Source organism: Sphingomonas sp. GC_Shp_6 (genome assembly GCF_026540835.1).
Lineage (GTDB): Bacteria > Pseudomonadota > Alphaproteobacteria > Sphingomonadales > Sphingomonadaceae > Sphingomonas.
The window spans coordinates 159,228-171,883 of sequence record NZ_JALNUO010000005.1 but is presented as its reverse complement, the minus strand read 5'-3'; the positions used below and the strand labels follow the sequence as shown (position 1 = coordinate 171,883).

The 12,656-nt window shown below is 69.8% G+C and carries 13 protein-coding genes; 7 read left to right on the top strand and 6 right to left on the bottom strand.

All coding sequences use genetic code 11. The features are described from left to right. Window positions 1-52: 52 nt before the first annotated feature. Genes OXQ95_RS08900 through phbB form a run of 4 tightly spaced genes read left to right on the top strand, consistent with a single transcriptional unit; the run spans window position 53 to window position 5,744 of the window. Window positions 53-1,759, top strand: coding sequence for a class I adenylate-forming enzyme family protein (locus OXQ95_RS08900; RefSeq protein WP_267381229.1), 1,707 nt, complete (start codon window positions 53-55; stop codon window positions 1,757-1,759). A gap of 27 nt (window positions 1,760-1,786) precedes the next feature. Then, window positions 1,787-3,976 (top strand): molybdopterin cofactor-binding domain-containing protein, encoded by a 2,190-nt coding sequence (locus OXQ95_RS08895; protein WP_267381228.1) that lies wholly within the window; start codon window positions 1,787-1,789, stop codon window positions 3,974-3,976. Continuing rightward, window positions 3,973-4,992 (top strand): ferrochelatase, encoded by a 1,020-nt coding sequence (gene hemH / locus OXQ95_RS08890; protein WP_267381227.1) that lies wholly within the window; start codon window positions 3,973-3,975, stop codon window positions 4,990-4,992. Before OXQ95_RS08895 ends, hemH begins: the two co-directional genes overlap by 4 nt. Window positions 4,993-5,021: 29 nt before the next feature. Further along, window positions 5,022-5,744 (top strand): acetoacetyl-CoA reductase, encoded by a 723-nt coding sequence (gene phbB, locus OXQ95_RS08885; protein WP_242097140.1) that lies wholly within the window; start codon window positions 5,022-5,024, stop codon window positions 5,742-5,744. Here the strand turns inward: phbB and OXQ95_RS08880 are convergent. From OXQ95_RS08880 to rpmB, 3 genes are all read right to left on the bottom strand, one after another. Beyond that, a complete protein-coding gene (locus tag OXQ95_RS08880) occupies window positions 5,719-6,135 on the bottom strand; it encodes a response regulator (RefSeq protein WP_267381226.1) in 417 nt (138 codons plus the stop codon). The two genes, phbB and OXQ95_RS08880, sit on opposite strands and share 26 nt — an antisense overlap. Window positions 6,136-6,279: 144 nt before the next feature. Then, window positions 6,280-6,678, bottom strand: a complete 399-nt coding sequence (locus OXQ95_RS08875) for a glycine zipper 2TM domain-containing protein (RefSeq protein ID WP_242097142.1) — start codon at window positions 6,676-6,678, stop codon at window positions 6,280-6,282. Between the two features lie 203 nt (window positions 6,679-6,881). Continuing rightward, window positions 6,882-7,175, bottom strand: coding sequence for a 50S ribosomal protein L28 (gene rpmB, locus OXQ95_RS08870; protein ID WP_242097143.1), 294 nt, complete (start codon window positions 7,173-7,175; stop codon window positions 6,882-6,884). Window positions 7,176-7,334: 159 nt separating this feature from the next. On the opposite strand from rpmB, the gene OXQ95_RS08865 reads away from it, so the two are divergent. After that, window positions 7,335-7,553 (top strand): hypothetical protein, encoded by a 219-nt coding sequence (locus OXQ95_RS08865; protein ID WP_242097144.1) that lies wholly within the window; start codon window positions 7,335-7,337, stop codon window positions 7,551-7,553. Between the two features lie 58 nt (window positions 7,554-7,611). Then, the gene (locus OXQ95_RS08860; protein WP_267381253.1) at window positions 7,612-8,040 is read left to right on the top strand and encodes a nucleoside deaminase; all 429 of its coding nucleotides are present in this window, start codon (window positions 7,612-7,614) and stop codon (window positions 8,038-8,040) included. Between the two features lie 19 nt (window positions 8,041-8,059). Here the strand turns inward: OXQ95_RS08860 and OXQ95_RS08855 are convergent, their stop codons facing one another. Then, window positions 8,060-8,737 (bottom strand): OmpA family protein, encoded by a 678-nt coding sequence (locus tag OXQ95_RS08855; RefSeq protein WP_242097145.1) that lies wholly within the window; start codon window positions 8,735-8,737, stop codon window positions 8,060-8,062. 110 nt (window positions 8,738-8,847) lie between these two features. Between OXQ95_RS08855 and OXQ95_RS08850 the strand changes: the two genes are divergently transcribed. Continuing rightward, window positions 8,848-10,149 (top strand): hemolysin family protein, encoded by a 1,302-nt coding sequence (locus OXQ95_RS08850; protein WP_242097146.1) that lies wholly within the window; start codon window positions 8,848-8,850, stop codon window positions 10,147-10,149. Window positions 10,150-10,491: 342 nt separating this feature from the next. On the opposite strand, the gene OXQ95_RS08845 is transcribed toward OXQ95_RS08850, so the two are convergent. Together OXQ95_RS08845 and purD are read right to left on the bottom strand one after the other, a co-directional pair. Then, the gene (locus OXQ95_RS08845) at window positions 10,492-11,103 is read right to left on the bottom strand and encodes a hypothetical protein (RefSeq protein ID WP_267381225.1); all 612 of its coding nucleotides are present in this window, start codon (window positions 11,101-11,103) and stop codon (window positions 10,492-10,494) included. 49 nt (window positions 11,104-11,152) lie between these two features. Further along, window positions 11,153-12,448, bottom strand: a complete 1,296-nt coding sequence (purD, locus tag OXQ95_RS08840; RefSeq protein ID WP_267381224.1) for a phosphoribosylamine--glycine ligase — start codon at window positions 12,446-12,448, stop codon at window positions 11,153-11,155. Window positions 12,449-12,656 lie beyond the last annotated feature (208 nt).

Here is a 12,656-nt window from a genome sequence, read left to right as displayed (position 1 = left end):
GCGTTCGCGTCTGCATAAGGGGACGAGGCGACAAGACCAAGCGGAGAGAATGATGCCGAGCCAACTGGACCTGCGACTGGATGCCGGAATCGCGGCGCTGACGGGCGAGGGCGGTCCGCTGCGGCTGGGCGAGATCGCGCGGTTCGGCCACCATCTGCCGCTGTTCGCGGCGGTGCCGCAGACGCTCCCCCAATATTTCGCGCATTATGCCGCCGAACATGCCGCGGCGACCTTTCTCGTCTCGGGCGAGGAGCGGCTGACGTTCGCCGAAGTGTATGCGCAGGCGCAAGGCGTGGCGCGGGCGCTCGCGGGCGGGTTCGGCATCGCGCGCGGCGATCGGGTCGGCATCGCGATGCGCAATTCGCCGTCGTGGATCGTGCTCTATATGGGCATCGTGATGGCGGGCGGGATCGCCACGCTGCTGAACGGCTGGTGGCAGGCCGAGGAGATGGAGGCGGCGATCCGCGAGGTGGGCCCGGTGCTGATCTTCGCCGATCCGCCGCGCGCGAAGCGGCTGGCCGCGATTTCCGATGCGGCGACGGGCATGGTGGTGGTGGACGATACGCTGCCGCTCGCCGAGGCGATGGCCGCGATCGTGGCCCGCGGCGGGGCGGAGGGCGCGATTCCCGCGATCGACGGCGACGATCCCGCCACGATCCTGTTCACTTCGGGGTCGACCGGCCAGTCGAAGGGCGCGCTGTCCGATCACCGCGCGATCCTGCAGGCGGTGTACAGCTTTCTCGGCCAGGCGCTGACGATCATGGGCATCGCCACCGAAGACGGCCGTCCGCCGGCCGGCCAGCCCTCGACGCTGCTGACGGTGCCGCTGTTCCACGTCACCGCCGAGGTGCCGGTGTTTCTCCAGAGCTTCGCGATGGGCCGCAAGCTCGTCATCATGCCCAAATGGGATGCCGAGACGGCGATGCGGCTGATCGAGCGCGAATCGATCAGCTATTTCGTCGGCGTGCCGCTGATGAGCTTCGAGATGCTCACCCACCCGCGGCGGGGCGATTACGATCTGTCGAGCGTCACCGACTTCGCCGCGGGCGGCGCGCCGCGCCCGGTGGATCACGTCCGCCGGATCGATGCCGAGATGGGCGGCGGCGCACCGCTGATCGGTTACGGCCTCACCGAGACGAACGCGGTGGGCGCGGGCAATTGGCGGAGCAACTATCTCGCCAAGCCCAATTCCACCGGCCGGGCGAGCGCGCCGCTGGTCGAGATCGCCATCCTGGACGAGGCGGGCGCCCCCGTGCCGCAGGGCGAGCGCGGTGAGATCGGCATCCGATCGATCTGCAATTTCCGCGAATATTGGGGCCGGCCCGAGGCGACCGCGAAGGCGATCACCGCGGACGGATATTTCCGCACCGGCGATATCGGCTATCTGGACGAGGACGGCTATGTCTTCATCGTCGATCGCAGCAAGGACATCATCATCCGCGGCGGCGAAAACATCAGCTGCCAGGAGGTGGAGGCGGCGTTCTACGGGCATCCGCAGGTTGCCGAATGCGCGGTCTTCGCGTTGGCCGACGAACGCTTCGGCGAGGTACCGGGCGCGGTCGTCGTGCCCCGCGACGGCGCGGTGCTCGACGCAGGCACGCTGCAGGCGTTCCTCCACGAGCATATCGCCGCCTTCAAGGTGCCCGCGCGGATCTGGATCTCGCACGCGCCGCTGCCCCGGCTCGGCACCGAGAAGATCGACAAGGTGAGCATCCGCGCCACCTATCGCGCGCTGGCGGCGGCGACGCCCGCCGGATAGGGCGGTCGCCATGACGGACGGGCAGCGATGGTGAACAGGCGCGAGCTGCTGGTCGGCGGCGGCGCAGGCGTGGGGCTGGTGGTGGCCTGGGCGTTCTGGCCGCGGCGTTACGCGGCGAACCTCGTCACGGCGCCCGGCGAGACTGGATTCGGCGCGTGGCTGAAGATCGGTACCGACGGCCATGTGAGCGTCGCCGTGCCGCAGGCCGAGCATGGCCAGGGCGCCTATACCGCCATCGCGCAGATCGTCGCGGACGAGCTCGGCGCGGACTGGCGGACGGTGGGCGTGGAGCCCGCGCCGCTCAACCCGCTCTACGCCAATCCGCTGGGCCTGAGCGCGCTGTTCGAGGGGATGCTCGATGCGGTGCCCGCGCGGTTCGCGACGCCGCCGATGCTCACCGGCGGCTCCAGCAGCGTGCGCCAGTTCGAAGAGCCGTGCCGGCGCGCGGGGGCGGCGGCGCGGACGTTGCTGTGCATGGCGGCGGCGGCGCGCTGGGATGCGGACTGGCACGCCTGCTCGACGCAGGCCGGCTTCGTCGTCCATGGCGGCCGGCGCCTCCGCTTTGCCGAGCTCGCCGCCGACGCCCCGCGCGGCACACTGCCCGCGCGTGTCGCGATCGGCGTGCAGGGCGCGGGTTCGCTGATGGGGCGCAGCGTGCCGCGGATCGACGCGCCGGCCAAGGCGGACGGATCGGCCAATTTCGCGGGCGACGTGCGGCTGGCGGACGTGGTCCACGCCGCGATCCGCCAGGCGCCGATCGGCGCCGGCCGGCTGGTGAGCGCCGACCACGATGCGGCGAACCGGGTGCGTGGCGTGGTGGCGGTGATCGAGAACCCACGCTGGATCGCCGCGGCGGCCACGACCTGGTGGGCGGCGCAAGCGGCGCTGGACGCACTGGCGCCGGTGTTCGAAACGCCGCCGCCGCGGATCGACGATGCGTCGATCGACCACGCGCTGACGCAGGCGCTGGCGGCACCGGGGCACCGCGTCGCCAAGGCCGGCGATCCCGAAGGCGCGTTCGCCGGCGCGCGGCGGCTGCAGGCGGATTACCGCGTGGCACCCGGCCTTCATGCCGCGATCGAGACGCGCAGCGCGACCGCGCAACTGGCCGACGGTCAGCTCGAACTCTGGCTGCCGACCCAGATGCCCGCGCGCGCACGCGACGTGGCCGCCGCCGCCGCCGGAATGAGCGTCGACCGGGTGATCGTCCATCCGATGCCGATCGGCGGATCGTTCGGGGCGAACCTGGAAAATGATGCGGTGGCGCAGGTCGCGGTGCTGGCGGTCAAGCTGCGGCGGCCCGTCTGCCTCGTCTGGTCGCGCGGCGAGGATGCGCTGCACGACCGGGTGCGGGCGCCCGCGCGGGCGGCGATGACCGCGCGGATCGCGGCCAACGGCGCGATCCTCGGCTGGAGCGCGCGGATCGCGGCGCCCGCCACCGGCCACGAACTGGCGCGCCGCCTGGTGCCGGGGGTGGCGACCGAGGCGGCGCTCGCGCTTCACCGCGGCGATGCCTATGCCGTCGCGGGGGCGGTGCCGCCCTATCGCATTCCCGATCTGGCGGTGGACCATCACCCCGCCGCGATCGGCGTGCCCACCGGCCATGTCCGCGGCGGCGCGCATGGTTATACCGCCTTCTTCACCGAATCCTTCGTCGACGAGATCGCGCGCGCCGGCGGCAACGAGCCGCTGTCGTTCCGCATCGGCATGCTGGGCGGAACTCCGCGGCTCGCGCGGTGCCTGTCGACGGTCGCGGCGCTGGGCGGCTGGGACGGCGGCGTGAGCGGCAGCGGGCAGGGAATCGCGTGCCATGCGTTCCGCGACAGCTTCATCGCCGTGCTGGTGGAGGCGCATGTCGCCGCGGACCGGCGGATCAGCGTCGACCGGATCGTCGCCGCGGTCGATTGCGGGCGGCAGGTAAACCCCGATCTGGTGCGCCAGCAGATCGAGGGCGGGCTCGTCTTCGGCATGGCGGCCGCCCTGGGCGCGACGACGGGCTATACCGCCAACCTGGCCGATGCGCGCGGCTTCGATCGGATCGAAATCCCCGCGCTGGCCGACACGCCCGACATCACCGTGGAGGTGATCCGCAGCGACGAGGCGCCGGGCGGCGTCGGCGAATTGGGCGTGCCCGCGGTAGCGCCGGCGATCGCCAACGCGTTGTTTTCGGCGACGGGCTATCGCTGCCGTACGCTTCCGCTAAGGCCGGGGCCATGATCCCCGCCGGCCATCCCCCGATCCCCGCGCCGAAAATCGGCGTGCTGCTCATGAACCTGGGTACGCCCGAGGGCCCCGATGCGCGTTCGGTGAAACGCTATCTGGGCGAGTTCCTGTCGGATCGGCGGGTGGTGGAGCTGCCGGCGATCGCCTGGCAGCCGATCCTGCGCGGGATCATCCTGAACACCCGGCCGAAGAAATCCGCGCATGCGTACGGCTTGGTGTGGCGCGAGGACGGTTCGCCGCTCGCCGCGATCACCCGGCTCCAGTCGCAGGCGTTGCAGGGCGCATTCGGGCCGGAGGTGCTGGTCGATTGGGCGATGCGCTACGGCAATCCGTCGATCGCGGAGCGGCTCGCCGCGATGAAGGCGGCGGGTTGCGAGCGGATCCTGCTCGCACCGCTCTACCCGCAATATTGCGCAGCAACGACGGCGACCGCGAACGACAAGGCGTTCGCGCATCTGGCCGGGATGCGCTGGCAGCCCGCGATCCGGACGCTGCCGCCCTATTACGACGATGCCGCCTATATCGGGGCGCTCAAGGCGTCGGTCGAGGCGGGGCTGGCGGCGCTGCCGTTCGAACCGCAGGCGATCGTCGCGAGCTTCCACGGCATGCCGCAGCGGACGCTGGAGCTGGGCGATCCCTATCATTGCCATTGCCGCAAGACCGCGCGGCTGCTCGGCGAAGCGCTGGCCGACACGCTCGGCGGCCGCGAGCTGATCGTCGCGTTCCAGTCGCGTTTCGGGCGCGCCAAGTGGCTGACACCGGCGACCGACACGACGCTGGAGGCGCTGCCCGGCCGTGGCATCACCCGCGTCGCGATCCTCGCCCCCGGCTTCTCGGCGGATTGCCTCGAGACTCTGGAGGAGCTTTCGATCCGCGGGCGAGAGAGCTTCATCGGCGCCGGCGGCACTGATTTCGCCTATCTGCCCTGCCTCAACGACGCGCCCGTCGGCATCGAAATGCTGCGCAGCATTCTTGCACGCGAGCTTGAAGGTTGGATCGCCGGATTCTAGACTTCCCGTCCAAGATACGGGAGAGCGATATGGCACGCACGGCGATCGTCACGGGCGGAACGCGCGGAATCGGGGAGGCGATCTGCCTGGCGTTGCAGGATGCGGGGGTGGCGGTCGCGGCCACCTATGCCGGCAATGCGGCTCGCGCCGCCGACTTCACCGAACGCACCGGCATTCGCGCGTTTTGCTGGGACGTGGCCGATCACGCGGCCTGCCAGCAGGGCTGCGCCGAGGTGGAGGCGGCGCTGGGCCCGATCGACATCGTCGTCAACAATGCCGGTATCACGCGCGACGGCACGCTGATGAAGCTCAGCTACGAAGCGTGGAAGGCGGTGATAGACACCAATCTGGGCGGCTGTTTCAACATGGCCAAGGCGACCTTCCCCGGCATGCGTGCGCGCCGATGGGGGCGGATCGTCAATATCGGTTCGATCAACGGGCAGGCGGGCCAATATGGCCAGGTCAACTACGCGGCGGCGAAATCGGGCATCCACGGCTTCACCAAGGCGCTGGCGCAGGAGGGGGCGAAGATCGGGGTCACCGTGAACGCGATCGCGCCCGGCTATATCGATACCGACATGGTGGCGGCGGTGCCGGCCGACGTGCTCGACAAGATCGTGGCGCGCATCCCGGTCGGGCGGCTGGGCCAGGCGCACGAGATCGCGCGTGGCGTGGTGTTTCTGTGTTCGGAGGAGGGCGGCTTCGTCACCGGGTCGACGCTCAGCATCAATGGCGGGCAGCATATGTATTGACAGTGTGCCCATCCGCACCGTCTTCGGTTCCAGCGTCGGCACGCATCAGGCGCAGGACTTGCGCGCCGGTATAGGGCTTTGGCAGGAAATGAGCGCCGGCGGGCAAGGCGACGCTCTCGGGCCGGTAGATGCCGGACGTAACGAAGATCGCCATGGCAGGATGGTGCCGGCGCGCGGCCTCGGCCAGCGCGAGGCCGTCGAGCGCACCGGGAATGTTCACGTCGGTGAACAGCGTGGTGACGTCTGGGCGGCGGCCGATCACGGCCAGCGCCTCGTCCGAATCGCCTGCAACGATGACGTCGAAGCCCGCATCCTCGAGAGCGAGGCGCGAGTGGATCAGGATCAACGGCTCGTCCTCCACGATGAGGACGACGGGATTTATGACGGTCATGCGACACACAACACCTGGTCGATTTGACCCGTTCCGCGATTAACCACCGTTATTTGAAGCACATCGGCAAAAACAACGGAGCCGACCTTCCTTGCGGAAAGGCCGGCTCCACCCTCGATACGCTACGCGAGGGCAACTGCGCCGTCACCGGCGGCAGTATCCGGGATTTCCAGAGCGGCCGATCGCATTGCCCGCCAGCGCGCCGGCGCCGGCGCCGAGCACGGTGCCGAGCGTGCGATCGCCGCGCGTGTCGATGGTGCGGCCCAGCAGCCCGCCGGCGATCGCGCCGATAATCGTGCCGCCGGTGCCGTTGTTGCACCGGGCATAGCCGCGCGCGTCGCCCCGGTAGCTGCCACGGCCATTGTCGCGATAGCCGTCATAGCCGTTGTAATTGGAATAGCCGCCGCGGCCGTAGCCATTGTCGTAGCCCTGAGAATAGCCACGATCATAGCCGCCATAGCGCTGCGCGTCGGCAGCGGCGGGGGCCAGCGCGGTCGCGCTCACGAGGAGGGCGGCACCGGCGAGTGAAAGCGTCTTGAACATCGTTCGTCTCCCGTCTCGGCTGGGCCCGGCGAAGTGCCGTGCGTCCGTCGATGGGAGGCTTATGGGTGATTCGCATCGAACCGATGCTGAATGCGTCCGTTATCGCGGGTTCAGCCTGCGCACGCGAACCGATGGGGCATAAACGACCGCGGCCCGCACCTTCCGTGGAAGGGCGGGCCCGGTCGTTCGTCCATCCGGCCGAATCAGGCGGCGGCGGTCGCCAGCTTCTTCACGACGTCGCGCTTCAGGCGGCGTGCCTTCAGCGACAGCTTGTCGTCGGCGGTCTTCACCAGCCAATTGTCCAGCCCGCCATTATGCTCGACCGAACGCAGGCCGTGCGTCGACACGCGCAGACGGACGCTCGTCTCGAGCGAATCGGACATCAGCGTCACGTTCTGCAGGTTGGGCAGGAAGGTGCGCTTGGTCTTGTTGTTGGCGTGGGAAACATTGTGACCCACCTGCCGGCCCTTGCCGGTCAGCTCGCAAATGCGCGACATCGCTTGTACCTTAAAGTTTGGGAATGAGCCCCGAAAGGCCGCGCGACTAACGCGGGAGGCGCCCGGCGTCAACCGATTCACGAGTCCCGGGGGACGTGCAACCTCATTGCGGGCCCCGCGTTGTTACGCGATCGAACCGGTTTCGCCAAAGGGGAAAACATGCGCACCTTGCTCGTACTCGTCGGCATCGCCGCTCTGGTCGTCGTCGCATTGATGTATTTCGGCATCATCAACATCGATCAGACCCGCCCCGGCATCGTCCAGGCGCCCACCTTCCACGCCGACGTGGCGCGCGTGTCGGTCGGCACGGAGAACAAGACGGTCTCGGTGCCGACGATCAACGTGCAGAAGCCCGGCAACACGCAGGCGCCGCAATAGGCTTTACCGATCGGCACGGCGCGGGCACGGGGGCGGGGTGATCCCCGTGCCCCCCGCGATGCGCCTGGCGCTCGATGCCGCACGCGGGGCGGCCGAGGCGGGCGAGGTGCCCGTGGGCGCGGTGGTGATGCGGGGCGGTGCCGTCCTGGCGGTCGCGGCGAACGCGCCGCGTACACTGTGCGACCCCACCGCACATGCCGAGATCCGCGCGATCCGGGCCGCGGCCGCGGCGCTCGGCCGCGACCGGCTGGAGGATTGCGACCTTTGGGTGACGCTGGAGCCCTGCGCGATGTGCGCAGGCGCCATCGCGCACGCCCGGATCGCCCGGCTTTATTATGCGGCGGACGATCCCAAGGGCGGTGCGGTGGAGCATGGCGGCCGGATCTTCGCGCAGCCGACCTGCCACCACCGCCCCGAAATCTATGCCGGCATCGCCGAAGGCGAGGCCGCCGACCTGCTCCGCGCCTTTTTCAGGGAAAGGCGATGACGGGGCGGCGCGGCGAAGCTCAACCGCGCGAATCGTCGCGCTGGACGGGCACGATCTTGATCTCCACGCGCCGGTTCGCCGCGCGGCCGGCCTCGGTGTCGTTGGAGGCGATCGGCATCGTCTTGCCGTAACCGCGCGTGCCGATCCGCGCGGGCGTCACGCCGTGGCCGGCGAGATAATCCGCGACTGCCGTCGCGCGCTGTTCCGACAAGCGCTGGTTGAACGCGTCGCCACCGACCGAATCGGTGTGGCCGTACACGTCGACATAGGTCTGGTTGTAGTGCGCCAGCGTATCGGCCACCTGGTCGAGCGTGCGGCGGAACTGCGGCTCCACATCGGCGCGGCCCGTGGCGAAGGTGATTCCCGACGGGATGTTGAGCAGCAGGTCGTCTCCGCGGCGGATCACCTGCACGTCGGTGCCCGCGGTGCGCGCGCGCAGGTCACGCTCTTGGCTGTCCATATAGGCGCCGATCCCGGCACCGGCGAGGCCGCCGATGCCCGCGCCGAGCAGCGCGGCACCGCGATCGTGGCGACCGCCCACCACGTCGCCGATCAGCGCACCGCCGAGCGCCCCGCCCAGCGCGCCGATCCCGGTCTTCGACAGAGTGCGCTGGCCCGTTTCGGGATCGGTGGTGCAGGCCCCGGTGGCGAGCAACGCGGCAAGCGTGGCGGCGGCGATGGGCTTCGAACGGATCATGGATGGCTCCCCGGAGTGACGGCGTTTCGTCTTCCCGAACGAAACTGAACGCGCGCTGACGCAGAATCGTTGTGGCGCGCGGCGATGTGCGGCAAGAGGGGGCTGCGCCGATGGCTCAGCTTCCCCCCTTCCCCTGGATCGACATCCTCATCATCCTGGCGCTCGTCGCGCTGAACGGGGTGTTCTCGATGAGCGAGCTCGCGATCGTCTCGGCGCGCAAGGCGCGGCTGGAGGCGATGGCGCGCACCGGTCGCAAGGGCGCGCGGGCGGCGATCCTGCTCGCCTCCGATCCGGGCAAGTTCCTCTCCACGGTGCAGATCGGCATCACGCTGATCGGCGTGATCGCGGGCGCCTATTCGGGCGCGAGTCTCGGCGAGCCGACCGCGGCGCGGCTGGAGGCGGCGGGGCTCGCGCCCTCCACCGCGCACAGCATGGGGATCGCGCTGGTGATCGGGCTCACCACTTTCGCCTCGCTGATCGTCGGCGAACTCGTGCCCAAGCAGTTCGCGTTGCGTGCGCCCGAGCCGATCGCGGCGACGATGGCGCCGGTGATGCGCTGGATCGCGATCCTCACCGCACCGCTCGTCTGGCTGCTCGACAACACCAGCGGCGCGATCTTCCGAATCATCGGCCTGACGCGCGAATCGGACGAGCAGGTGACCGCCGAGGAGCTGCACCTGATCGTGGCCGAGGCGTCGAAATCGGGCGTGATCGAGGAGCATGAGCGCTCGATCATCTCGGGCGTGGTGCGGCTGGCGGACCGGCCGGTGCGCGAGGTGATGACGCCGCGCACCGATGTCGACTGGCTCGACTGCACCTGGGATGCGGCGCGGATCCGCGACAAGCTGCTCGCCACCCCGCACACCCGGCTGCCCGTAGCGGAGGGATCGATCGATGCGGTGAAGGGCGTGGTGCAGGCGCGCGACATCGCCGGTGCGCTGTTCCGCGGCGAGGCGCTCGACCTCAACGTGCTGATGCGCAAGGCGCCGGTGGTGATCGACCAGATTGACGCGATGGATGCGCTGATCGCGTTGCGCGAGGCGGACGTGCCGATGGCGCTGATCCACGACGAATATGGGCATTTCGAGGGGATCGTGACACCGGCGGACCTGCTGGCGGCGATCGCGGGCGAGTTCGTGTCCGATACCGATCCCGACGAAGCGCCATCGGTGGTGGTGCGCGACGACGGATCGCTGCTGGTGGCGGGTACGATGGCGGCGGACATGCTCGCCGAGCGGCTGGGCATCGAGCTGCCCGAGGACCGCGACTATGCGACCGTCGCCGGCCTTGCGCTCGCGGTGTTCCGCCATCTGCCGGGCGAGGGCGAGAGCTTCGTCGAGCAGGGCTGGCGGTTCGAGATCGTGGATCTCGACGGGCGGCGGATCGACAAGCTGCTCGTCAGCGCGATCTGAACCTTCGGCCTTGGTGGTGTGGGGGACGTTGGTTTCGCGCTACGACGCTAAGGCGAAGATGCCCTGCTTGGAGCGGAAGTCCTGGCTCCGACGTACAGGATTTGCGGGGCTTCGCCGGCGTTTGATGATCTGAGGCGATCCCATTCCTCACTTCGTTCGTGCTGAGCTTGTCGAAGCATGCGCTGCGCACGTGCGCGTTTTCATGCGGCCGCAGGCCCTTCGACAAGCTCCGGGCGAACGGATAGGGGTGATGTCAGGAACCTCTATCACACCTTCGTCGTCCCGGCCCAGATGCCGCCACTTCTTAGCGTCTTAGCGCGAACCCGCCCTTGCGGCCCCGCATCACAACTTCCCGAAGGCCGCCTCGAACCCGGCGCGATCGCCGGCCGCCAGCAGGCGCGCCTGTTCGATCCAGCGATCGCGCGCCATGCGGCCGGTGAAGGCGCCGAGCTGTGCGTCGAGCGCCTCGGCCTGGGCGGGCGACAGCGCAGCGATATCGCCGACGGTGACGATCCCCAGTTCGCCCAGCCGGGTGGCGAGCTTCGGGCCCAGGCCCTTCAGCATCGTTACCGGCTGATCGTCAGCGGCCGGCGCCCCGTCGGCAGCGGCGGTCACCGCTTCGGTGGCAGGGCTCGCTTCCATCGGGGCGGAGGCGGCGATCGGTTCGTCCGCCAGCCGGTCGGTCTCGGGCAGCGGATCGTTCTGCGGTTCGGGCGGGCGCTGCGTCTGTGCCTGCCACTGGGCCTGGGTGGCGACTGGGCGCTCCGCCTCGCGCAATACGGGGGCGGGCATGGCCTCTGCTTCGGCGCGATGCTCTTCGACATGGTCGATCGCGGTGCGGCGTTCGCGGCGCAGGCGCGCACCCCAGACGATCCCTGCGATCACGATGAGCGCGAGGATCGCGATGACGACCAGATGGATCGCCGTGAACGTCTGTGCACCCGTGGTCATCATCGTCTCGTCTCCCGGGCGGCCGTGGCGGATGGTCGCACCAGCGCCTGTCCTACGCGTTCGTTCCGGGCGAAGTCGAGGGTCCGGCGGCGCGTGCCACGTCGCGCCAGCCGATGTCGCGCCGGTAGAGCGCATCGGCGTAATCGATCGCCGCCACGCCGCGATACGCCGCCGCCTGCGCCGCCGCCGTGTCCGCGCCGAGCGCGGTGACCGCGATCACGCGACCGCCCGCCGCGACGAGGCTCTCGCCCGCGTCGCGCGTGCCCGCCTGGAACACCATAGCGCCGGTCGCTTCCGCCGCGTCGATCCCGCCGATGGCGCCGCCCGCGACGGGCGTGCCCGGATAGCCGCGCGCCGCGATCACCACCGTCAGCGCGGTGTCGGGGGCGAAGGCAGCGGCCGGGCAGTCGGCGAGCCGCCCCTGCGCCACCGCCAGCATTGTCTCGAGCAGATCGCCTTCGAAGCGCGCCATCAGCACCTGGCATTCGGGATCGCCGAACCGCGCATTATATTCGATCAGCTGCGGCCCGGTCGCGGTGAGCATCAGCCCGGCATAGAGCACGCCGCTGAACGGCGTTCCCTCCTGTGCCAGCGTGGCGATCGTCGGCATCACGATTGCGCCGATCGCCTGCGCCTCCAGTTCGGGGGTGAGCACGCGCGCGGGGCTGTAGGCGCCCATCCCGCCGGTGTTGGGGCCGGTGTCGCCGTCGCCGATCCGCTTGTGATCCTGCGCCGATCCGAATGGCATCAGCGCGGTGCCGTCGGTCAGCACGAACAGGCTGACCTCCTCGCCCTCCAGGAATTGCTCGATCACCGCCTCGGCGCCGGCCGTGCCGTCGAACAGGTCGGCGATCGCCGCCTCGGCCTCGCCCCGCGTCATCGCGACGGTGACGCCTTTGCCAGCGGCGAGTCCGTCCGCCTTCACCACTACGGGCGCGCCGAACCGGTCGAGCGCGGCCTGCGCCTCGGCTAGCGAGCGGACCCGCGCATAGCCGGCGGTCGGGATACCGGCGCGCGCACACAGATCCTTGGTGAAACCCTTGGACCCTTCGAGCCGGGCCGCCGCCTTGCCGGGGCCGAACACCGCGATGCCCGCCGCACGCACGCTGTCGGCCAGCCCGTCGACCAGCGGCGCCTCGGGTCCGATCACCACGAGCCCGATCGCCCGATCGCGCGCGAACGCGACGACGGCGGCGTGATCGCGCACGTCGAGCGCCACCAGCGTGGCATGCGCGGCGATCCCCGGATTGCCCGGCGCGGCATAGAGCGTGCCCAGCCCGTGCGCGCGGCGCAGCCGCCACGCCAGCGCATGCTCGCGCCCTCCCGAACCGAGCAGCAGGACGTTCATGCGCAAACCCTCGTGTGATGGAATATCCTGTCCCTAGCGACAGGCTGGGTCAGCGGCAACGCGCGGAAATGCGTCCGATGGCGTCCTAATGTGACATGGTTGCTACAGCGCATTACGATTACGACATCGTTGCTGCCCGGTCGCTTTACAGCCGCTGGGCCACGATCCATTCAGACGCCGTCTCCGGTCGATTCAGGGTCGATCGGAT